Consider the following 20,639-nt stretch of genomic DNA (forward strand, 5'->3'; position numbering starts at 1 on the left):
TGAACCATCCAACCATTGGGGACCTCCATGCCATACGACACCGAAATTCGCCGCACCATCGACTTTGCCACCTATGCGGACGAGGCCGAGACGCTGGCGCGCCTGACTGCCGCCGCCGCCCTCTCGGACGAGGATCGCGCGCGGATCTGCGCGCGCGGCGCGGATCTGGTGCGCGCTATTCGCGGCCAATCCAGCCCCGGGTTGATGGAGGTGTTTCTGGCTGAATATGGTCTTTCGACCGATGAAGGCATTGCCCTCATGTGTCTGGCAGAGGCGTTGTTGCGCGTGCCCGATGCTGACACGATTGACGCCCTGATCGAGGATAAGATCGCGCCCTCGGACTGGGGCAAGCATATGGGCCATTCCACCTCACCGCTCGTCAACGCCTCGACTTGGGCGCTCATGCTGACCGGCAAGGTGCTCAAGGATGAAAAACCCGGCCCCGTGGGCCATCTGCGCAGCGCCATCAAACGATTGGGCGAGCCGGTGATCCGGACCGCCGTGGGGCGCGCAATGAAAGAAATGGGCCGCCAGTTCGTGCTCGGCGAGACCATTCAGGGCGCCATGGACCGCGCGGCGGGGATGGAGAAAAAAGGTTACAGCTATTCCTATGACATGCTGGGCGAGGCGGCGCGCACCGATGCGGACGCGACCCGCTATCATCTCAGCTATTCCCGCGCCATTACCGCAATCGCCAATGCCTGCACCAATGCGGATATCCGCAGCAATCCCGGCATTTCTGTCAAGCTTTCGGCGCTGCATCCCCGCTATGAGGTGGCGCAGCGCGATCAGGTAATGGCGGTGCTGGTGCCACGCCTGCGCAGCCTCGCACTCTTGGCGAAATCCGCCAAGATGGGCCTCAACATCGACGCCGAAGAGGCGGATCGCCTGTCGCTCTCGCTTGATGTGATCGAGACGGTTTTAGAAGAGCCCGCGCTGGCCGGTTGGGACGGCTTTGGCGTGGTGGTACAGGCCTATGGCCAACGCGCCAGCCATGTTCTTGATTTCCTCTATGATCTCGCCACCCGGCTGGATCGCCGGATCATGGTCCGTCTGGTCAAGGGCGCCTATTGGGACACCGAGATCAAGCGCGCACAGGTTGCAGGGATCGACGGTTTTCCGGTCTTTACCTCCAAGGCTGCGACCGATGTGAGCTACATCGCCAATGCGCGTAAATTGCTGTCGATGACCGACCGTATCTATCCGCAATTCGCCACCCATAACGCCCATACCGCCGCCGCCATCCTTGATATGGCCAGCGACAAGGGCGCGTTTGAATTCCAGCGCCTGCACGGCATGGGCGAGGCCCTGCACGACATCGTGCTGAAAGCCGAAGGCACCCGCTGCCGCATCTATGCCCCTGTGGGCGCGCATCGTGATCTCTTGGCCTATCTGGTACGGCGCCTGCTGGAAAACGGCGCGAATTCGAGCTTTGTCAACCAGATCGTGGATGAAGAGGTCACCCCCGAAGAGGTCGCCCGCGATCCGTTCATTGCCGTGACCGAGCCGCAACCGCATCTGCCCAAAGGCCCAGATCTATTCCAGCCCGAACGCCCCAATTCGCGCGGTTTTGACCTGCGCCACCAACCGACCCTCGACGCCCTCGAAGCGGCGCGCGCGCCCTTTGCCAATCAGGCCTGGCAGGCGGTGCCGCTTCTGGCTGGCAAGGCCAACCCCGAGCCGCCGACCCGCGTCGATAACCCTGCCGATCCCGCTGACAGCCCCGGCACCGTGGCGTGGGCCAGCAAAGCCGATATCGAAACCGCCCTCGCCGCCGCCAAACCTTGGGGCGCACCCGCTGCAGAGCGGGGCGTGATCCTCAATCGCGCGGCCGATCTTTACGAAGAGAACTACGGAGAGATTTTCGCTATTCTCACCCGCGAGGCCGGAAAATCCATCCCCGACGCGGTGGCCGAATTGCGCGAGGCTGTGGATTTTCTGCGCTACTACGCCGCCCATGCGCCTGAATCCGGCGCGGTAGGCGCGTTCACCTGCATCAGCCCGTGGAACTTTCCTCTGGCGATCTTCACTGGCCAGATTGCAGCAGCCTTGGCCGCAGGCAATGCCGTACTCTCGAAACCGGCAGAGCAAACGCCGCTCATCGCCCATGTCGCCGTCAGCCTCATGCTGCGCGCAGGGGTCCCTGCCGCCGCACTCCAACTTCTGCCCGGTGCCGGGGATGTCGGCGCGGCCCTCACCTCTGATCCCCGCGTCGGCGGTGTGGCCTTCACCGGCTCGACGGAAACCGCCCTGAAAATCCGTACAGCCATGGCGACAAACCTTGCCCCCGGCGCGCCGCTGATCGCGGAAACCGGTGGCATGAATGCGATGATCGTAGACAGCACCGCGCTTCCTGAACAGGCGGTGCAGGCAATTGTTGAATCCGCATTTCAATCCGCCGGTCAGCGCTGTTCCGCACTGCGCTGCCTCTATGTGCAAGAAGACATCGCACCGCATTTCACCGAAATGCTCACCGGGGCGATGGATGCGCTCTGCGTCAGCAACCCTTGGCACCTCTCGACCGATTGTGGCCCGGTGATCGACGAAGAGGCACGCGCTGGCATCGCGGCCCATATCCAACAGGCCCGCGCCGAGGGGCGGCTGTTGCATGAGTTGAAGACGCCAAATGCGGGCACCTATATCGCACCCAGCCTGATCAAGATCAGCGGCATCGGCGATCTGGAGCGTGAAATATTTGGCCCGGTTTTGCATATTGCTACGTTCAAATCAGGTGATCTCGACCGCGTCATTGATGCGATCAACGCCACCGGCTATGGGCTGACCTTTGGTCTGATGACACGGATCGACGACCGCGTGCAGCACGTGACCGAGGCGGTCCATGCTGGCAACATTTATGTGAACCGCAACCAGATCGGCGCCATCGTGGGCAGCCAACCCTTTGGCGGTGAAGGCATGTCCGGCACGGGACCAAAGGCGGGTGGTCCACATTATCTGACCCGCTTTACCGCCCGCCCGGCCGCGCAAAAGGGCCATAAATGGACCGAAGCCATGTCAGTCCATGCTGCGCAAAAGGCGCTGGACGCCGCCAATGCCGCAGCCCAAAGCCCACGAGCGGCCCTCGTCCTGCCCGGGCCCACGGGCGAGTCGAACCGGTTGACCACACATGTCCGCCCTGCCCTGCTCTGCATGGGACCGGGGGCGGATCTGTCGGCGGCACAGGCACGCGCGGTCGAGGGGTTGGGCGGTGTGGCCGTCACCGTCACGGGCCGGATCGACCCCGAAGCGCTTGTAACTATGGGCGGGCTCTCGGGCGTGCTCTGGTGGGGCTGCGAGAGCGAGGCACGTGCCTACGCGCAGGCCATGGCGCGCCGCGCCGGTCCGATCCTGCCGCTGATTACCGGCCTCCCCGACACAGGCCACGCCCTGCATGAACGTCACGTCTGTGTCGACACCACGGCGGCAGGCGGCAACGCAGCACTCTTGGGCGGCATGTCCTGATCACGCTGCCTCCTACATCAGCAGCATCCAGACGGCCACGGCCCCGAGGATCAGGCCGAAACCCATGTTCAGTGCCCGCGCGCTCCCCGCGCGGGCAAACACAGCGCCCAACCGTGCGCCCATGAGCGTCCAAACGGTGAATGCCAACAGATTATTGAGTGTGAACAGGGTCGTGATCCCCAGAACCAGCAGAGTCCGGTTCACCCCCGGCACGCTCAGAAATTGCGTGAACATCAGCGCGATGATCACATAGGCCTTGGGGTTTAGCAACAAGAGCATCACACCATCCCGGAACGAAGCCGGGCGCGCTTCTGCATCCATATCCTGCACCCCGGCGCGCAGCAGTCCCGATGCAATCCACAGGACATAGAGCGCTCCGGCCAACTTGAGCATCACAAAGACCACCGGTGCCGACTCAAGCGTGCGCAAAAAGCCAAATCCAATCGCGGCGGTGACCGACCACGTTGCCAAGTGATAGCCTAGACTGGCAGGAAGTGTCGCCCACACCCCAAATCGCGCACCATTGGCAGCAAAGAACAGGTTCCCCGGGCCGGGGCTATAGGCCAGTGGAAAAAGAAACAGCACAAGGGCAATCGCGGTCTCGACCATCGGCATCTCCTGTTGACCTGTGCAGAATGATCACCGGTTGCTGCGCGGCGCGACCCGGTTCTTGCGCAAATCACACCAGTGCGTGCAATCACTGCCTTTCCGTCACCATTGAACCGCGCTAGCTTTCACCCATGTTCCCAATCCGCGATCATAACCCCTCGGGGCGGACGCCCTTTGTCACCTACGCGCTGATAGCCCTCAACGTGGGAATTTTTATCGCGTACTGGCCGCTCTTTGCAGATGAGCGCGCGCTCAACTCCTTCTTTTACAATTGGGCGATGATCCCCGCCAAAGTCACCCAGACAGGGGCCTATTCCGGTCTTTTGACATCGATGTTTCTGCATGGCGGGGTCATGCACCTTGCAGGGAATATGCTGTTTCTCTGGATCTTCGGTGACAATATGGAGGATCGGATGGGCCATCTGCCCTATCTCGCCTTCTATCTCGGAACCGGCATCGCGGCAGGACTGGCCCAAATCTTGGGCGGTCCGGGCTCAATGGTGCCAACCGTCGGGGCCTCCGGTGCGATTGCCGGGGTGATGGGCGGCTATCTCTTGCTTTTCCCCAAGGCTCGCGTCGATATTCTATTGATTTTTTTCGTGTTTTTCCGCGTCATCACGATTCCGGCGGCAATCATGCTCGCGCTTTGGTTTGTCTTTCAGATCGTTGCCGGACTCGGCAGCAATTCCGAAATGGGCGGGATCGCTTATTGGGCGCATGCGGGCGGGTTCGTCGCGGGCGCGATCTTAACTCTGCCAGTCTTTTTGCGCTTGGGCGGGCCGCGCTTTTGGCATGAGACCCACGGCACGCCCCCCCATCCCAAGACCGATTACCGACTACGCCGCAGTTCCATCCCAACCGTTCGGAGACGTCGATGACCCAGCCCCAGATAGCCACATGCCATTGCGGCGCGGTTGAGTTGCATGTCACCCTTACCGACGGGCTCTCGACGGCGCGGCGCTGTGACTGTTCTTTTTGCCGCAGGCGTGGCGCGGCGGCGGTATCTGCACCGCTCGACGGGCTTAAAATCGTCAAAGGCGCCGACAATCTCTCACTCTATCAATGGGGCACGGGCACCGCAAAGCACTATTTCTGCAAGACTTGTGGCATCTACACTCATCATCAGCGGCGATCAGACCCCAATGAATACGGCGTCAACCTTGGCGCGCTTGCGGGCGTCAACCCGCGCGACCTAGACCCGATTGGATGGGTGGACGGGGTCAATCACCCCTCGGACCGCTAGATATTTCATCTGGCCCGCAATACCTCGGGGGAGTCCCGGATGAAATCCGGGGCGGGGGCAGCGCCCCCTAATCGCACTCAGCCCCGGATCACGCCCGCGAACTTGTCGAAAATTGCCTCATTGGCGCAGATCACCTCGCCATCGGCCAAAATATCGCCACCGGGGCGTAGCGGTTCGACAAAGCCGCCCGCCTCGCGCACGATGATCACGCCCGCCGCCAGATCCCAAGCGTTCAACCGCCGCTCCCAGAACCCTTCGTAGCGGCCTGCCGCCACATAGGCCATGTCGAGCGCCGCCGACCCCCACCGCCGCACACCCGCGCAGGTCGGCATCAGCCGCGCCAGATCCTGCAAGGTTTCGGGCAAATCCGCCCGCCCGCCAAACGGCAATCCGGTGGCAAAGATCGACTCGATCATCTTGTGCCGCCCAGAGACGCGCAAACGGCTCTCATTCATCCAGGCGCCCGCGCCTTTCTCGGCAAAAAACGCCTCGTCCTTGCTGGCGTCATAAATCACGCCCGCGACCACCTCGCCTTTGTGTTCCAGCGCGATGGAGACCGCCCAATGCGGCAGGCCATGCAGGAAATTCGTCGTGCCATCCAGCGGATCGACAATCCAGCGGCGGGTTGGGTCCTGTCCCTCTTCTTCACCGCCCTCTTCGGCCAGCCAGCCATAGGTCGGACGCGCGCCCATCAACTCGGTCTTGAGGATCTTTTCCGCAGCGATATCGGCGCGGCTGACGAAATCACCGGCGCCTTTCATGCTGACCTGAAGATTCTCAACCTCGCGGAAATCCTTGGCCAAGGCCCGGCCCGCCTTGCGCGCGGCCTTGAGCATGACATTGAGATTGGCACTACCTACCATGGGACGGACTCCTTTTGGGTCAGGCCGGGGCTATACGCCGCCCGTCCGCAACAGACAAGGCCCGATCAGGTAAAGCGGTTGTCACGGGGAAAGCCGCGTGGCGCCATACGGCCCGTTCCCGCACGTTTGCCCAGCCATTCCTCAAGATTGCTCTCGGTGCGGGTGCGACCTGCCGGATCAAGCCATGTCAGCCCCTCCGCCAGATTAAAGGTGGTGGCATCAGACAGCCCGCCGTCCTTGTATTTCTGGAGCCGCACACCCTTGCCGCGACCCAGCTCCGGCATTTCGTCGAGCGCAAACACCAGCACCTTGCGGTTATCGCCTACGCAGGCGACGTGATCGCCGGTGATCGGGCGACAGACCAGCGCCCGCGCCGGATCTTTGAGGTTCAGCACCTGCTTGCCACTGCGGGTCTGCGCCACAACCTCATCCTCTGGCACGATGAACCCATCCCCGGCAGACGAGGCCACCAGCAGCTTGCGGCCCGGCTTGTGAATCAGCAAATCGACAATGGCCGCCTCGTTAGGCAAATCGACCATCAGGCGCAACGGCTCGCCCATACCGCGCCCACCCGGCAGGTTTGACGCACTCAGCGTATAGAATCGCCCGTTGCTGCCAAAAACCAGAATGCGGTCGGTGGTTTCGGCATGGAACATAAAGCGGGGGCCATCGCCATCTTTGAACTTCAACTCACGGCTCAGATCAAGATGCCCGGTCATCGCCCTGATCCAGCCCATCTGACTGCACACCACCGTAATCGGTTCGCGGTCGATCATCGCCTCTAGCGGCACCTCCTCGACGCTGCCCGCCTCGGCAAACTGCGTGCGGCGCGCGCCGATGGGATGGGACTTGCCAAAGGTCTTCTTGACCTCGCGCAACTGGTCGGCAACGGCAGCCCATTGCAGGCCAACATCGTCGAGCAGATCTTCCAGCCCCGCGCGCTCTGCCATCAGCGCGTCACGTTCGCGCTTCAGCTCCATCTCTTCTAGACGGCGCAAGGACCGCAGGCGCATGTTGAGGATCGCTTCGGCCTGCACCTCGGTCAGCCCCGCCTCATCGGTGGGGGCAGGCGGCACATAATCCGCCTCGGACATGGCACGCACAAATGTACGTCCCCAATCCTCGCGCATCAGCGCCGCCTTGGGGTCCTCGTCATAGCGGATGATGTCGATTACCCGGTCAAGATTGAGAAAGGCGACGATCAGCCCTTCCAGCACCTCAAGCCGATGGTCGATCTTTTCCATCCGGTGCGCCGAGCGACGCAACAGCACCTCTTGGCGGAAATCGAGAAAGGCGCGCAACACTTCCTTGAGCGAGCACACCTTGGGCGTCACCCCGTCAATCAACACATTCATGTTGAGCGAGAACCGCAACTCCAATTCGGAATTGCGATACATCATGCCCATCAACACCTCGGGATCGACATTCTTGGAACGCGGCTCAAGGATCAGGCGCACATCATCGGCGCTCTCGTCGCGGACATCGGCGAGGATCGGCACCTTGCGGGTCTGAATGAGCTCGGCAATCCGCTCGATCAGTTTGGATTTCTGAACCTGATAGGGGATTTCGGTCACGACAATCTGCCATTGACCACGCCCCAGATCCTCAATCTCCCATTTGCAGCGCAGCCGGAACGCACCGCGCCCCGTCAGATAGGCCTGTGCGATGCTCTCGGCGGGCTCGACGATGACACCGCCGGTGGGGAAATCCGGGCCGGGAATGTAATTGAGCAAGGTCTCATCGCGCGCATCGGGCGTCTTGATCAGATGCAGACAGGCATCAATCAACTCGGCAATATTATGCGGCGGAATATTCGTCGCCATGCCCACGGCAATGCCCGACGATCCATTGGCCAGAAGGTTCGGAAAAGACGCAGGCAGCACCACCGGCTCGCGCAGGGTGCCATCGTAATTGTCGCGGAAATCAACCGCATCCTCGGCCAGACCATCGAGCAGCGCCTCGGCAAAGGCGGTCATGCGCGCCTCTGTATAGCGGCTGGCGGCCGGGTTGTCGCCGTCGATATTGCCAAAATTACCTTGCCCATCCACCAGCGGATAACGCACCGCGAAATCCTGCGCGAGACGCGCCATCGCATCATAGATCGCGGCATCACCGTGCGGGTGATAGTTGCCCATCACATCGCCCGAGATCTTGGCGGATTTACGGAACCCCCCGCTGCTGGACAGCCGGAGTTCGCGCATCGCGTAGAGAATCCGCCGATGCACCGGCTTCAACCCGTCACGCGCGTCCGGCAAGGCGCGGTGCATGATCGTGGACAAGGCATAGGTCAGATAGCGCTCGCCAATCGCGCGGCGCAGCGGCTCCGAGACAGCCTCGGGCTGCATATTGGGGTCGTCCAGCAAATCACTCATGGATATGGTGATAGCCGCGCCGTCTTTCGGCGTAAAGCACCCACAGAGCACGGGGTCCAAACTTTTACGATTTCCCCCCGACGCCGGAGGACGAATCGGCTATACTACATTGGCTGCCAAGCATTTTTTGATTGTATGGTTTAGGGGGGGACGCGCGATGTTGCGCTTTATAATCGTGAGCTTTGCATTTTTGGGGTGGTCTTTTTATGTCTTGAGCGGTGGCGCTGATTATCGGCCCTCTGCCAATTCCATTCAGGCACGCGCAATGCTCGACAATCAGCGCCCCAAACCCCGCCCGCTCCGGATCAATGTGATTGAACTGGCCCAAGATGTGTCACCTGATCCTGACGCAAAGGTGACGCGCACCCTCACCTCCCTGCATGATCTGGCTCTCAGCATGGGGCAAAAGGGGATGGTCACCCTCGCCTCCGCCGAGGCCTCCGCTGTGGTCGCACCCAACCACCTGCATCTGCCAACGGTCCAAATTGCCTTACCGCCTCCTGTGCCGACAACGCCTAACGTCGCCGAAATCGCAGGGCGGCCCATCCCAGCCGACGAACAGCTGAACCTGTCCCCCGAGATTGGCCGGGTTTCCGGTCACTCGGTCAATTTGCGCGCCGGACCGGGCATTAGATTTGAACGTGTCACCAACCTCAAGCGCGACACCAAGGTCATTATCCTGAGCAATCCGGGTGAGGGCTGGATCAAACTGCGCGTGGCCGAGACCGGGCATATCGGCTGGATGGCCGAGAATCTAATGACACGGGTCGCCGACTAGCGCTTGCATAGCACCGCGACGCGCGCCACAACGTCGCGCATGACACAACGCTCCATCCTGATCACCGGCTGTTCCTCAGGCATCGGCTATGACGCGGCACATGGCTTGCGCGCGCGCGGCTGGCGGGTGTTTGCGGCCTGCCGCAAGCAAACCGATTGCGACCGGCTGCGCGCCGAAGGCTTCGACAGCCCCCGCATCGACTATGAGGATGAGGCCAGCATCGCGACCGGTTTGGCGGAAGTGCTAGACGCAACCGGCGGGCGGCTGGATGCGCTCTTTAACAATGGGGCCTACGCTATTCCCGGACCGGTCGAGGACGTGCCGACAGAGGCCTTACGCACGATCTTTCAGGCCAATCTCATCGGCTGGCATGATCTGACACGCCGACTGATTCCAGTGATGCGCGCGCAGGGACATGGCCGGATTGTGCAATGTTCCTCTGTATTGGGACTGGTCGCCATGAAATGGCGCGGGGCCTATGTCGCGACCAAATTCGCGCTTGAGGGGCTAAGCGATGCGATGCGGCTAGAACTCTCGGGGACAGGGATTGAGGTCTCGATCCTCGATCCGGGTCCGATCGAGACGCTGTTTCGCAAGAATGCAATCGCCCAATTCGACAAGTGGATCGACTGGGAAAAATCCGTTCGTGTCGACGAATACCGCGAGAGCCTGCTTGACCAACTCTACAAGGGAAGCAGCAAAGGACCGCAATGGCCGGCGTCTGCGGTGACGAAAAAGCTCATTCATGCACTGGAGGCCCCGCGCCCAAAGGCACGGTATTATGTGACAACACCCACATATGCGATGGGGAGCCTGCGCCGATTGCTGCCAACGCGCGCTCTGGATTGGGTGCTGAACAAGGGCTAGCAGCAGTTAACCTGCGTCACATTTTCCCTTTCGCTTTTTCCCCCGCGCCGCCTAGATGTGCCTCAGAACCAATCCCGAAAGGACGCGCCATGTTGCAAGATCCGCTATTCATCCTCGTGGCCGTGGGCTGCCTCACGGTGGCGGTGATCCTGATCCGGGGCATTTCCACCTTTGGCAAGGAAGGGGTGGAAAATGCCAAACGCTCGAACAAATACATGCAGTGGCGGTTGATCGCGCAATTCATAGCGATCATCCTCATTTTGATCTTCGTCTATTTCCGCAGGCAGGGGGGGTAATCCCATGGTCGTTCTCAACAGAATCTACACGCGCACCGGCGATGCGGGCGAGACCGCGCTCGGCAATGGCACCCGTGTCGCGAAACATTCGGCCCGCGTCACCGCCTATGGCACTGTGGACGAGGTGAACGCGACCGTCGGTCTGGCGCGGCTCTATGCCAAGGATGAAACCGATGACGCCTTGGCGCGCATCCAGAATGACCTCTTTGATCTTGGCGCCGATCTCTGCCGCCCCGAAATGGAACGTGACGCGGATGCCGAATACCCGCCACTGCGCATGCTCCCCAGCCAAGTCGACCGGTTGGAGGCTGAAATCGACGCCATGAACAAGCATCTCGAACCCCTTCGCAGCTTTATTCTGCCCGGTGGATCGCCCCTGGCCGCGCATCTGCATCTGTGTCGCACCGTGTCGCGCCGGGCCGAGCGTTTGACCGTGGAACTATCGGCGCTCGAACATGTGAACGCGGCAGGCCTCAAATATCTCAACCGCCTCAGCGATTGGTTTTTTGTCGCCTCGCGTATGGCCAATGACAGCGGCCGGGCCGATGTTCTGTGGGTTCCGGGAGCGAACCGTTGAAATACTCTGGCAACATTGTTGCGTGCAAAACCCAAAACGCGACGTCGCCGGACTCTAACGTGACGATTTTGCCCTGTTTCATCCGCGCCTGACCCGGTATCAACGCGCAGGATAGTTAATCCGAAGAGTCGTAGCAGCTCTTCAACACCATAAGGGAGACCATGCCAATGAAGGTGCTAGTGCCTGTCAAGCGTGTGATCGACTATAACGTGAAGGTTCGCGTGAAGGCGGACGGGAGCGGTGTCGATCTTGCGAATGTGAAGATGTCGATGAACCCGTTTGACGAAATTGCCGTGGAAGAGGCGATCCGTCTGAAGGAAGCGGGCAAGGCCAGCGAGGTGATCGCGGTCTCAATCGGCGTGAAACAGGCGCAGGAAACGCTGCGCACAGCGCTGGCGATGGGTGCGGACCGGGCCATTCTGGTGGTGGCCGCCGAGGATGTGCACACTGATATCGAGCCGCTCAGCGTGGCTAAAATTCTTGCGAAAATCGTCGAAGAAGAGGCCCCGGGCCTCGTGCTCTGCGGCAAGCAGGCGATCGACAATGACATGAACGCCACCGGCCAGATGCTCTCGGCGCTGCTCGGCTGGTCGCAGGCGACCTTTGCCTCTAAGCTCGATCTCGACGGCGACTCCGCGCTTGTCACCCGCGAGGTCGATGGCGGCTTGCAGACCATCAAGGTCAAGACGCCCACCATCGTCACCGTCGATCTGCGTCTCAACGAGCCGCGTTATGCCAGCCTGCCCAATATCATGAAGGCCAAGAAAAAGCCTCTGGATGAGAAAACCGCCGCCGATTACGGCGTTGATGTGACACCCCGGCTGGAAATCACCGGCACCTCCGAGCCCGCAAGCCGCGCGGCCGGTGTGATCCTCGGCTCGGTGGACGAGCTGGTTGCGAAACTCAAGGAAGTGGGAGCCGTATGATGTCTGTTCTTCTTCTCGCCGAAGTCACCGATGGGGAACTGGCGCTCGACGCCACCGCCAAGGCGGTTACCGCTGCGGCCAAACTGGGCGATGTGACCGCGCTTTGCTGTGGCGCTTCGGCTGCTGCGGCTGGGGCCGCTGCGGCCAAGATCGCCGGCGTGAAAAAAGTGCTGGTGGCCGAGGATGCCTCGCTGGGTCACCGTCTGGCCGAACCCACGGCGGCGCTGATCGTGTCGCTTGCGGGCGATTACAGCCATATTGTCGCCCCCGCCACCACCGACGCCAAGAACGTGCTGCCGCGCGTGGCGGCGCTTTTGGATGTGATGGTGATCTCCGACGCCTCGGGCGTGGTGGATGCCGACACGTTTGAGCGTCCGATCTATGCCGGCAATGCGATCCAGACCGTGAAATCGCGTGACGCGAAAAAGGTGATCTCCTTCCGCACCTCGACCTTTGACGCGGCAGGCGAACAGGCGGCAGCGCCCGTTGAGACCATCGCGGCCACCGCCAACCCCGGCCTCTCGGCATGGGTCGAGGACAAGGTCGCGGCCTCGGACCGCCCCGAACTGACCTCGGCCGGGATCGTGGTCTCGGGCGGGCGCGGTGTCGGCTCCAAGGACGATTTCGCGCTGATCGAAAAGCTGGCGGACAAACTTGGCGCCGCTGTCGGGGCCTCCCGCGCCGCAGTCGATTCGGGCTATGCGCCGAACGACTGGCAGGTCGGTCAGACCGGCAAGGTCGTGGCCCCCAACCTCTATGTCGCCGTGGGCATCTCGGGCGCGATCCAGCATCTTGCGGGCATGAAGGACTCCAAGATCATCGTCGCCATCAACAAGGACGAAGAAGCGCCGATCTTTCAGGTCGCCGATTACGGCCTCGTCGCCGATCTCTTCACCGCCCTGCCGGAGCTGGTCGAAAAGCTTTGAGCCAAACCATACCAAGAACCGAAACCCGCGCCCACCGGCGCGGGTTTTTCATTTACCCAACAGCGCCTCCAGCACCGGCGACACCGCCCGCGCCGCCTCAGAATGCGCCAAAAGTCCAGGCAGATCGGCGGCGACGCTTTCCTGCATCGGGTCAAACCGCATGCCGCGCGTGCCCTGCGCACAGGCCTCTTCGCTGATCACCACCTCGACCACTTTGGCCGCACGGCTGCCAATCGCGCGCAGCATGGCGCGGCTGACAAAGGCCGGATCATCCGCCACTCCCGTCGCGTCATGCCCAAGGCCCGGCACATGCCGAGATAGCCACATCAGGACCACCGGGGCCTCGATCTTTTGCAAGAGCTGCTGCATGCGCGTCACCCAAGCCTCTTGCAGGCTCTCACGCAGCACGGCAAACCGGTCATGCGATACATCCGCAAACGCCTGCATCATGTGTCGGGTAAAGTGGAATTCGGTGAAATCGACCTCGGGAAACAAGCGTCGCAAGCGCGGCGTCGCTTCGACAAAGCGGTCATTACGGCGTGGATGCACTTTGTAGAAGGGATTGCTGAAATTCACCGCACCGGGCACTTGTAGCACCACGGCACGCCCTCTGGAAGCAAGCCGCAACAGCCCTTCATCCTTGAGAAACGCGTCCACCCCTGCGTTGGGCCAGCCAAAGTTGACACAAGACATCCCTAGCGACCGCTCCATCAAATCGGGATAGGGCCGATCAATAAAGGTGCCATAGGTTTCCGTTCCCCCAAGACAGGCGATGAAATCCCCCGCCAATGTGCGCTGCGGACCTCGAAACACCAGTTTCGACCCGTCATATTGAACAGGTCTATAGTCGAGGGGCCTATGCCCCATGCGTTCATATGCCATGAAACCCACCTTGAAATACTCACCCGAAGAAAGTGTTGGGCGATTCATCTTGCTAAAAAGCTAAACGGCCAATTCGCCGTTTATTTTACCTGTCTGCGGCCCTTGCGGCCTGCCCCCGCCGAAGCCTATGCTTGCGCAGCAATTGGACGGGGATTGGGCAGATGGAAATCGAGCGAATCGGAGTGGTCGGCGCGGGCCAGATGGGCAACGGCATCGCCCATGTCATGGCCATCGCAGGCTATGACGTGCTGCTCAACGATATCAGTGCCGAGGCGCTAGAGCGCGCCTTGTCCTCGGTTCGCAAGAATATGGAGCGTCAGGTCAGCCGCGGTAAGATCACGCAAGGCGAAATGGATGCGGCCCTCGCCCGTATCATGACCACACAAACCCTTACCGATCTGGGCAAGACCGATCTGGTGATCGAGGCGGCAACGGAACGTGAGGCGGTGAAACAGGCAATTTTCGACGAGCTGTTGCCGCATCTGCACCCCCATACCATCCTGACCTCGAACACCTCGTCGATCTCGATCACGCGCCTTGCGAGCCGCACTGACCGTCCCGAGAAATTCATGGGCTTCCACTTTATGAACCCGGTGCCGGTGATGCAATTGGTAGAGCTGATCCGCGGCATCGCCACCGACAAGGACACCTATAACGCCTGCCTCGCCGTGGTCGAAAAACTGGGAAAAACCGCTGCCAGCGCCGAGGATTTTCCAGCCTTCATCGTCAACCGCATCCTGATGCCGATGATCAATGAGGCGGTCTATACGCTCTATGAAGGGGTCGGAAACGTCAAATCCATCGACGAGTCACTGAAACTCGGGGCCAATCATCCAATGGGACCGCTCGAATTGGCGGATTTCATTGGTCTCGACACCTGCCTTGCGATCATGAACGTGTTGCACGATGGGTTGGCAGATACCAAATACCGCCCCTGCCCGCTGCTGACAAAATATGTCGAGGCAGGCTGGCTGGGGCGCAAGACCGGTCGCGGGTTCTACGATTATCGCGGCGAAGTGCCGGTGCCCACGCGCTAGACCAGATCGCCGCACGGCACCGCCTTGCGACATGATTTCAAACCGGAGACTTTGGTCAGCCTGGGCTGAAGCCGCATGGTAGGGGCGGTGACAACCTCTGATGTTCTGCAACCACTCGCCATTTCGCTGCCGCGACAGACAGCCGTCGATTTCTTCAAAAGAAATCGGCCCGAAATCCTTTCAGGATTTCGGCGCACATGGCAGCAGCCGACCTTCAGTCCCCCAGCGAGAGCGTATGCGCGCGCAGCCATTCCATGAAACCGCGCGGATCACTTTCCAGCATCGCCATCCGCTCGTCGCTGATCGGCGCGCCCACCACCGGCTTTTGGGGACGATTGCAGCTGTGCACGACCTCATGCAGCAGCAATCCCTGCCGCAACGTGGCCGAAATGCAGTTCGCCGCCTGATACCAGCGGGAATTGGCCCCTGGGAAAAAGATCGGCACGACGCGCGCGCCGGACCTACGGATCATCTGCGCGGTAAAGACATTCCATTCCCGCTCTATCGCGGGGCCGAACATCGTATCGCTCGAGGCCACGACCCCCGAGGGAAAGACGCTGATTACCCCGCCGTCCTTGAGATGCGCCATCGCTTTGGCTCGCATTTCAACTGATTTACGCTGTGCGTCGGGTTCGTGCGGAAAGGGCACGGAAATCATGTAAGAGGCCGCCACCTCGTCAATCCCCGTGAGCAGCGCGCGCGTCAGGATCTTGTAGTCACTTCGCCGCCGTCCGATCAGATCCGCGAGGATCATCCCGTCCACCAGCCCATGCGGATGGTTGGCCACCACCACCACAGGCCCCTCCGGTGGGATATGCGCCACCTCTTCATCCGGTGTCAGCAGCGGAATGCCCATGGTATCGAGCGCGGCGCGCCAAAAGGCCTGTCCCGTTGGCGCGCCGCGCTTTTCGAACTTGCGGATCATGCGGACAATAGAAATCTTGCCGGTCATCCACTCCATGGCGCGGATGATCAATGAAGTCATTCCACTATCGAAACTGTTCGCATAGGTCAGGCTGCGGCGGTCATATTTGGTATAGAGAACCGTTTCACCGGCATCGGCGTCGGGCTCTGGCTGTGCCTTGGTGTTCACTACTTTGTTCCTGTCCCGCTCATGTCACCAGCGCCTGATCCCGCGCGCTCACATGCTCTCGCCGAATCTGTCCGCAACCAGTGCCGCAACCGCCTCGGCCAACGGCGCTGCGTCCGGGCCGACGATTTCGACGTCAATAGTGGTTCCTTTGGCTGCTGCCAACATCAAAAGGCCCATGATACTGTCTCCAGAGGCCGATTGCCCATTACACGTAACCTCGGCGCGCGCGTCAAAGCCCTCGACCACTTCAACCAGTTTGGCAGCGGCACGCGCATGCAGCCCCTTTTCGTTGACGATCTCCATCCGGCGCGTCACCTTGTCCATGCTCACCCTGCCCTCCTCACTCTTCTGATACATTATGACTGTCGATGTATTTCCGACCAGCCTCGAGTGCTGCGCGCACCGCATCAGGCAGCGCCATGTGTCGGCTCTTGGCAAGCTTGATCAGCATCGGCAGGTTGGCCCCGTAGAGAATGCGGCGATCATTTGGCCGACAGGCGCGCAGCGACAGGTTCGAGGGCGATCCGCCAAATATATCCGTGACCAGCACCACACCGCCACCTGTGTCGACCGCATCAGCAGCGGCGCAAATCTCGGTCTGCTTGGCCGCGCGATCATGATCACTCTCGATCGAGATGGCAAGGATACCGGTTTGCGCGCCGACCACGTGCTCGACGGCCTTGAGATACTCACTGGCCAGCCCGCCGTGCGCAACGATCACAATCCCGATCAAGACTGCCTCACTCCTCAGACATCAGGCGTGTCGTCCGGGGCCTCCGCCCTGCCACGCCGTTCCAGTTCCCGGTGTCTTATTGACACCTGCCAGCCATCTTTCGCAAGGGTCGCCGCCAAAGTTTCTGCCATGGTCACGCTGCGATGCTGCCCGCCCGTGCATCCGAACCCGATCGACAGATAGGCCTTACCCTCGGTCTCGTAGGCTGGCAGCAATAACGCGATCATCTCCGTCACTTGCCGACGAAACTCCGTAAAAAGCGGATCATCCCCAACATAGGCCGCCACCTCTGACGCCCGCCCATCCAGTGCCCGCAATGCAGGCTGCCAATACGGGTTGCGCAAGAACCGACAGTCAAAAATCATATCAAGACCACGCGGCAACCCGCGCTTGTAGGAAAAGGAATGCACCGACACCGCAAGACTATGCCCGTCTCCCGGCCCGTACCACCGTTCCAGCTCCGCGCGCAGATCATGGGGTGACATATCCGAGGTGTCGATCAGCATATCGGCCCGCGCACGCACCGGGGCCAGCAGATCAAACTCGCGAATGATCCCGGTTTCCGCGCTTTCGTCCGGGGCCAGCGGGTGGCGTCGTCGTGTTTCCGAGAACCGACGCTGCAAGATTTCAGCGCGGCAATCGAGATACAGAACCTGCAAGGGTACACCGGGATGCCACTCGCTCCGGTCGATCACCTCTATCAGCGCATTGGTCGAGAAATCCCGATTGCGCACGTCGATCCCCAGAGCCAGAGGTTTGTCTGGATGCGGCCGCTCCAACAATAACGGCAAGAGCGACAGGGGCATGTTGTCTATTGCCTCATAGCCGATATCCTCCAGCGTGCGGATTGCCGTGCTGCGTCCGGACCCGGACGGGCCGGTGACCAGCACAATACGATTGTGCGGCTCCTGCGGGTCGGGGCGTGACTCAGACTCGGCAGACATGATCGGCTCCTTCAGACCAACGTCCCATGCATCAGATATAGCAGGATCGCCGCCGGAAAATGAGAATGCGCGGTGTTTTTGACCACTGACACTGTCTGACCCAAAATCTCGGCCCGTACCAGCGGCGGCATACGTTCGGTGCACTCAGTATCCATATCGACAATCAGGGCAACCGGCTGTGGTCCAACGCACGGCAGGCGCAAGATGCCCATGCCACGCGCCTCGATCTGCCCTCGGATGGTTTCGGGTGCGTCTGCCATGATCTGCCCATCCGCGGCCCAAATCCGGGTGCGATCATCCGCAACCAAGCCCGCCCCAAGCGCCAAAAGCTGCAGCGCCAGTCCGGATTTCCCACGTCCCGACGCCCCGCGGATTAGAACCGCGCGGCCCGAATGGGCCACGCAGGTGGCATGCAATATCTCATCTTGAGGGGAAACCGGGTGCGTCACCGGCTCAGACCGGCAGGCCTACGACAAACCGTGCGCCCAGCGGGTCAGAGGTGGCATCGGCGTGGGTGGGGCGGATATTCTCCGCCCAGATCACCCCATCATGCGCCTCGACAATCTGTTTGGAGATTGCCAGACCAAGGCCGGAGTTATTCCCGAAATCCCCTTCTGGACGCTCAGAATAGAACCGCTGAAACACCTTTTCCAGCGCCTGTTCAGGAATGCCCGGCCCAGTATCCTCGACAACAATCAGCACCCGGTTGGCACGCCTGCGCGCCCAGACCCGAATAGCATCGCCTTCTTCACAAAAACTGATGGCATTAGTGATAAGGTTGACGAAAACCTGCGCCAATCGCCCTTCAAGCCCAGTGATGACAATGGCCTGCGACGGGAAGTCCATGATGAACTCAATCCCGCTCTTTTGCGCCTCTTCTCCGAGGTAATTGCCCAGATTTTCCAGCATCTTGAGCAAATCGAACGCTTCTTGCTCTTCTTTGACCAATTCGCTGTCCAGCCGCGAGGCGTTGGAAATGTCGCTCACCAGCCGGTCCAGTCGTCGCACGTCATGTTCGATCACTTCCAGCAACCGCTCGCGCTGATCTTCGCGCTTGGCGATGCGCATGGTTCCCACAGCTGAGCGCAGGCTGGCCAGCGGGTTCTTGATCTCATGCGCCACGTCGGCGGCGAATTGTTCATTGCTGTCGATCCGGTGATAGAGCGCAGACACCATGCCGCGCAGCGCCCCGCTCAGGCGGCCAATCTCATCCGGCCGCGCAGTCAGATCGGGAATGCGAATGCGGCCCTTGGCCCCTTTGCCACGGTTGCGATCGCGGCCGATTTCGGCGGCGGCGGCCAAATCGGCCAATGGATTTGAAATCGTTGACGCAAGGATCAGGCTGAGACCGACCGACACAAGCGTGGCGATCAGGAACATCTGCAAAACGCGCTCGCGTTCCACCCGGGCCAGCTTGTCGATCTCGCCGCTTGCACTGGAAAGCGCCACCACCGCGACCGGCGTGTCCCCCTGCATTACCGGGGCTGCCACAGTCAGCACGATACCTGTCAAAGTCTCAGCGGTGCGCATTTGCACACCATCCCCGACCGTCAGATCAACCATGTCACGCGCCACATCGTCGACACTGCGGGTCCGTTCGGCGCGATCTCCACCCGCAAACGGGTCTGAAATCCGGTCCCAAACGCGACTCAGAAAATCGGTCATCGGCGTCGCGGGCAGGTCTGCCGAACCGTCCGCCCGAACGCTCTCGCCCTGTTTGCGTCCGACCAGCACCCCGGTGCGATCAAACAGCAACAATTCCGTTCCCGATTGAATATCGAGATGCTGCAGCGTGGCGGCCAAATCCACACCGTCACCAGTGACAAAACTGACCGGCGCACCATCGGGAATACGCGCCTCGACCACATCAGCAATCAAGGCGGTTTGCACCTGCAGACTATTGGCGCGCTGCATCGCCAAATTGTCGCGTGAGGAATTGAGATAGAGGATGCCCATAACCAGCACGTTGAGGGCAATCAGATTAAAGGTGATGATCTTGCGCGTGAGCGAGGATTCACGAAAACTGAACCAGCCGCGCTTTGCGCGACGGGCATTCAGTTCGCCCTCGTCCAGACGATCAGGCGCCACGAAATCATCGCCAAGGACAAGGTCATTATCCTTACGCGGCTGCATATTCCGCACCCCTATACTCTCCGCAAGAGCCATTATTCTTCGTTGTACCGATACCCGATACCATAGAGTGTCTCAATTGCCGAGAACTCTGGATCGACCATCCGCAGTTTCTTGCGCAAGCGCTTGATATGGCTGTCGATGGTGCGATCGTCCACATAGACCTGATCGTCATAGGCGACATCCATCAACTGATCGCGGCTCTTGACAAAACCGGGTCGCTTGGCCAGCGCCTGTAGCAGCAGGAACTCGGTCACTGTCAGTGACACATCCTGCCCTTTCCAGGTGACTGAATGGCGCAACGGATCCATCAACAGATTTCCGCGCTCGATCACTTTGGTTTCTTCGGTCTCGACCACAACATGCCCGTTGACGGCATCCTGACGACGCAAAAGCGCCCGGATCCGCTCGACCAGCAGGCGCTGCGAGAACGGTTTTTTCACGTAATCGTCCGCGCCCATGCGCAGACCCAAAACCTCATCAATCTCATCATCCTTGGAGGTGAGAAAGATCACCGGCATTTGGGATTTCTGCCGCAACCGCTGCAACAGGTCCATGCCATCCATGCGCGGCATCTTGATATCAAGCACCGCCATGTCAGGCAGCTTCTTGCTAAAAGCGTCAAACGCCTGTTGGCCGTCATTATAGGTCTCGACCTCAAAGCCTTCGGCCTCAAGTGTCATGGAAACGGATGTCAGAATATTCCTGTCATCGTCCACAAGGGCGATCTTGGACATAGCTCTATTCCTTTTACTGCTCAGTTTGCCTGCATTTTTTATGCCACTATGCTCTGTTTCCCGCGACCTTATCAATTCAAATCTGCGAATCATCCGCTTGAGGATGTGCTATTAATGCAAAAAAATCTTGATAATGGCTAAATTGACTCACTTTATACGCCAGAGCC

21 protein-coding genes are annotated in these 20,639 nt (G+C 60.5%); 10 read left to right on the forward strand and 11 right to left on the reverse strand.

What is annotated here, in order from left to right:
* The first annotated feature begins 27 nt into the window (after positions 1–27).
* Positions 28–3,459, forward strand: coding sequence for a bifunctional proline dehydrogenase/L-glutamate gamma-semialdehyde dehydrogenase PutA (gene putA, locus ACN0SW_RS05775; protein WP_417726962.1), 3,432 nt, complete (start codon positions 28–30; stop codon positions 3,457–3,459).
* Positions 3,460–3,471: 12 nt separating this feature from the next.
* On the opposite strand, the gene ACN0SW_RS05780 is transcribed toward putA, so the two are convergent.
* Positions 3,472–4,068: a LysE family translocator gene (locus ACN0SW_RS05780; protein WP_417726963.1), complete on the reverse strand. Its 597-nt coding sequence runs from the start codon at positions 4,066–4,068 to the stop codon at positions 3,472–3,474.
* 131 nt (positions 4,069–4,199) lie between these two features.
* Here ACN0SW_RS05780 and ACN0SW_RS05785 point away from each other — a divergent pair, with 131 nt between their 5' ends.
* The gene (locus ACN0SW_RS05785; protein ID WP_417726964.1) at positions 4,200–4,946 is read left to right on the forward strand and encodes a rhomboid family intramembrane serine protease; all 747 of its coding nucleotides are present in this window, start codon (positions 4,200–4,202) and stop codon (positions 4,944–4,946) included.
* Positions 4,943–5,311 (forward strand): GFA family protein, encoded by a 369-nt coding sequence (locus tag ACN0SW_RS05790; RefSeq protein ID WP_417726965.1) that lies wholly within the window; start codon positions 4,943–4,945, stop codon positions 5,309–5,311. Before ACN0SW_RS05785 ends, ACN0SW_RS05790 begins: the two co-directional genes overlap by 4 nt.
* Before the next feature lie 77 nt (positions 5,312–5,388).
* Here the strand turns inward: ACN0SW_RS05790 and ACN0SW_RS05795 are convergent, their stop codons facing one another.
* Both ACN0SW_RS05795 and parC read right to left on the reverse strand, forming a co-directional pair.
* Positions 5,389–6,174: an inositol monophosphatase family protein gene (locus tag ACN0SW_RS05795; RefSeq protein WP_417726966.1), complete on the reverse strand. Its 786-nt coding sequence runs from the start codon at positions 6,172–6,174 to the stop codon at positions 5,389–5,391.
* Positions 6,175–6,239: 65 nt separating this feature from the next.
* The gene (gene parC, locus ACN0SW_RS05800; RefSeq protein ID WP_417726967.1) at positions 6,240–8,546 is read right to left on the reverse strand and encodes a DNA topoisomerase IV subunit A; all 2,307 of its coding nucleotides are present in this window, start codon (positions 8,544–8,546) and stop codon (positions 6,240–6,242) included.
* 157 nt (positions 8,547–8,703) lie between these two features.
* Between parC and ACN0SW_RS05805 the strand changes: the two genes are divergently transcribed.
* From ACN0SW_RS05805 to ACN0SW_RS05830, 6 genes are all read left to right on the forward strand, one after another.
* Positions 8,704–9,324 carry an SH3 domain-containing protein gene (locus ACN0SW_RS05805; RefSeq protein WP_417726968.1) on the forward strand — a complete coding sequence of 207 codons (621 nt, stop codon included), beginning with the start codon at positions 8,704–8,706 and terminating at the stop codon, positions 9,322–9,324.
* A gap of 39 nt (positions 9,325–9,363) precedes the next feature.
* Complete coding sequence (locus ACN0SW_RS05810) at positions 9,364–10,191, forward strand: SDR family NAD(P)-dependent oxidoreductase (protein ID WP_417726969.1); 828 nt, start codon at positions 9,364–9,366, stop codon at positions 10,189–10,191.
* 89 nt (positions 10,192–10,280) lie between these two features.
* Positions 10,281–10,487 (forward strand): twin transmembrane helix small protein, encoded by a 207-nt coding sequence (locus ACN0SW_RS05815; protein WP_417726970.1) that lies wholly within the window; start codon positions 10,281–10,283, stop codon positions 10,485–10,487.
* Between the two features lie 4 nt (positions 10,488–10,491).
* Entirely contained in the window at positions 10,492–11,064 is a 573-nt protein-coding gene (locus tag ACN0SW_RS05820; protein ID WP_417726971.1) for a cob(I)yrinic acid a,c-diamide adenosyltransferase, read from the forward strand.
* 167 nt (positions 11,065–11,231) lie between these two features.
* Entirely contained in the window at positions 11,232–11,990 is a 759-nt protein-coding gene (locus ACN0SW_RS05825; RefSeq protein ID WP_417726972.1) for an electron transfer flavoprotein subunit beta/FixA family protein, read from the forward strand.
* Positions 11,990–12,916: an electron transfer flavoprotein subunit alpha/FixB family protein gene (locus ACN0SW_RS05830; protein WP_417726973.1), complete on the forward strand. Its 927-nt coding sequence runs from the start codon at positions 11,990–11,992 to the stop codon at positions 12,914–12,916. The genes ACN0SW_RS05825 and ACN0SW_RS05830 overlap by 1 nt, the downstream gene beginning before the upstream one ends.
* 48 nt (positions 12,917–12,964) lie before the next feature.
* Here ACN0SW_RS05830 and ACN0SW_RS05835 read toward each other — a convergent pair whose 3' ends face one another.
* Positions 12,965–13,798, reverse strand: coding sequence for a DUF6473 family protein (locus ACN0SW_RS05835; protein ID WP_417726974.1), 834 nt, complete (start codon positions 13,796–13,798; stop codon positions 12,965–12,967).
* Positions 13,799–13,959: 161 nt separating this feature from the next.
* Here ACN0SW_RS05835 and ACN0SW_RS05840 point away from each other — a divergent pair, with 161 nt between their 5' ends.
* Positions 13,960–14,835 (forward strand): 3-hydroxybutyryl-CoA dehydrogenase, encoded by an 876-nt coding sequence (locus tag ACN0SW_RS05840; protein ID WP_417726975.1) that lies wholly within the window; start codon positions 13,960–13,962, stop codon positions 14,833–14,835.
* Between the two features lie 214 nt (positions 14,836–15,049).
* Here ACN0SW_RS05840 and ACN0SW_RS05845 read toward each other — a convergent pair whose 3' ends face one another.
* Genes ACN0SW_RS05845 through ACN0SW_RS05875 form a run of 7 tightly spaced genes read right to left on the reverse strand, consistent with a single transcriptional unit; the run spans position 15,050 to position 20,472 of the window.
* Complete coding sequence (locus ACN0SW_RS05845; protein ID WP_417726976.1) at positions 15,050–15,928, reverse strand: lysophospholipid acyltransferase family protein; 879 nt, start codon at positions 15,926–15,928, stop codon at positions 15,050–15,052.
* A 48-nt stretch (positions 15,929–15,976) separates the two neighbouring features.
* Positions 15,977–16,252, reverse strand: a complete 276-nt coding sequence (locus tag ACN0SW_RS05850) for an HPr family phosphocarrier protein (protein ID WP_417727197.1) — start codon at positions 16,250–16,252, stop codon at positions 15,977–15,979.
* Positions 16,253–16,268: 16 nt separating this feature from the next.
* Positions 16,269–16,661, reverse strand: a complete 393-nt coding sequence (locus ACN0SW_RS05855) for a PTS sugar transporter subunit IIA (protein WP_417726977.1) — start codon at positions 16,659–16,661, stop codon at positions 16,269–16,271.
* Positions 16,662–16,675: 14 nt separating this feature from the next.
* Positions 16,676–17,605, reverse strand: coding sequence for an RNase adapter RapZ (gene rapZ / locus ACN0SW_RS05860; protein WP_417726978.1), 930 nt, complete (start codon positions 17,603–17,605; stop codon positions 16,676–16,678).
* An 11-nt stretch (positions 17,606–17,616) separates the two neighbouring features.
* Positions 17,617–18,021, reverse strand: a complete 405-nt coding sequence (locus tag ACN0SW_RS05865; RefSeq protein ID WP_417726979.1) for an HPr kinase/phosphorylase — start codon at positions 18,019–18,021, stop codon at positions 17,617–17,619.
* Positions 18,022–18,058: 37 nt separating this feature from the next.
* Positions 18,059–19,771: a sensor histidine kinase gene (locus ACN0SW_RS05870; protein ID WP_417726980.1), complete on the reverse strand. Its 1,713-nt coding sequence runs from the start codon at positions 19,769–19,771 to the stop codon at positions 18,059–18,061.
* Positions 19,771–20,472 carry a response regulator transcription factor gene (locus tag ACN0SW_RS05875; protein WP_417726981.1) on the reverse strand — a complete coding sequence of 234 codons (702 nt, stop codon included), beginning with the start codon at positions 20,470–20,472 and terminating at the stop codon, positions 19,771–19,773. The genes ACN0SW_RS05870 and ACN0SW_RS05875 overlap by 1 nt, the downstream gene beginning before the upstream one ends.
* Positions 20,473–20,639: the final 167 nt, after the last annotated feature.

The sequence above is a fragment of the Roseovarius sp. genome, assembly GCF_048262375.1.
In the GTDB taxonomy this organism is placed as follows: domain Bacteria; phylum Pseudomonadota; class Alphaproteobacteria; order Rhodobacterales; family Rhodobacteraceae; genus Roseovarius.

Bases quoted from the DNA above. Each gene is read 5' to 3' on its own strand.
- putA (WP_417726962.1), top strand. From the start codon at position 28: ATGCCATACGACACCGAAATTCGCCGCACCATCGACTTTGCCACCTAT.
- ACN0SW_RS05780 (WP_417726963.1), bottom strand. From the start codon at position 4,068: ATGGTCGAGACCGCGATTGCCCTTGTGCTGTTTCTTTTTCCACTGGCC.
- ACN0SW_RS05785 (WP_417726964.1), top strand. From the start codon at position 4,200: ATGTTCCCAATCCGCGATCATAACCCCTCGGGGCGGACGCCCTTTGTC.
- ACN0SW_RS05790 (WP_417726965.1), top strand. From the start codon at position 4,943: ATGACCCAGCCCCAGATAGCCACATGCCATTGCGGCGCGGTTGAGTTG.
- ACN0SW_RS05795 (WP_417726966.1), bottom strand. From the start codon at position 6,174: ATGGTAGGTAGTGCCAATCTCAATGTCATGCTCAAGGCCGCGCGCAAG.
- parC (WP_417726967.1), bottom strand. From the start codon at position 8,546: ATGAGTGATTTGCTGGACGACCCCAATATGCAGCCCGAGGCTGTCTCG.
- ACN0SW_RS05805 (WP_417726968.1), top strand. From the start codon at position 8,704: ATGTTGCGCTTTATAATCGTGAGCTTTGCATTTTTGGGGTGGTCTTTT.
- ACN0SW_RS05810 (WP_417726969.1), top strand. From the start codon at position 9,364: ATGACACAACGCTCCATCCTGATCACCGGCTGTTCCTCAGGCATCGGC.
- ACN0SW_RS05815 (WP_417726970.1), top strand. From the start codon at position 10,281: ATGTTGCAAGATCCGCTATTCATCCTCGTGGCCGTGGGCTGCCTCACG.
- ACN0SW_RS05820 (WP_417726971.1), top strand. From the start codon at position 10,492: ATGGTCGTTCTCAACAGAATCTACACGCGCACCGGCGATGCGGGCGAG.
- ACN0SW_RS05825 (WP_417726972.1), top strand. From the start codon at position 11,232: ATGAAGGTGCTAGTGCCTGTCAAGCGTGTGATCGACTATAACGTGAAG.
- ACN0SW_RS05830 (WP_417726973.1), top strand. From the start codon at position 11,990: ATGTCTGTTCTTCTTCTCGCCGAAGTCACCGATGGGGAACTGGCGCTC.
- ACN0SW_RS05835 (WP_417726974.1), bottom strand. From the start codon at position 13,798: ATGGCATATGAACGCATGGGGCATAGGCCCCTCGACTATAGACCTGTT.
- ACN0SW_RS05840 (WP_417726975.1), top strand. From the start codon at position 13,960: ATGGAAATCGAGCGAATCGGAGTGGTCGGCGCGGGCCAGATGGGCAAC.
- ACN0SW_RS05850 (WP_417727197.1), bottom strand. From the start codon at position 16,252: ATGGACAAGGTGACGCGCCGGATGGAGATCGTCAACGAAAAGGGGCTG.
- rapZ (WP_417726978.1), bottom strand. From the start codon at position 17,605: ATGTCTGCCGAGTCTGAGTCACGCCCCGACCCGCAGGAGCCGCACAAT.
- ACN0SW_RS05870 (WP_417726980.1), bottom strand. From the start codon at position 19,771: ATGGCTCTTGCGGAGAGTATAGGGGTGCGGAATATGCAGCCGCGTAAG.
- ACN0SW_RS05875 (WP_417726981.1), bottom strand. From the start codon at position 20,472: ATGTCCAAGATCGCCCTTGTGGACGATGACAGGAATATTCTGACATCC.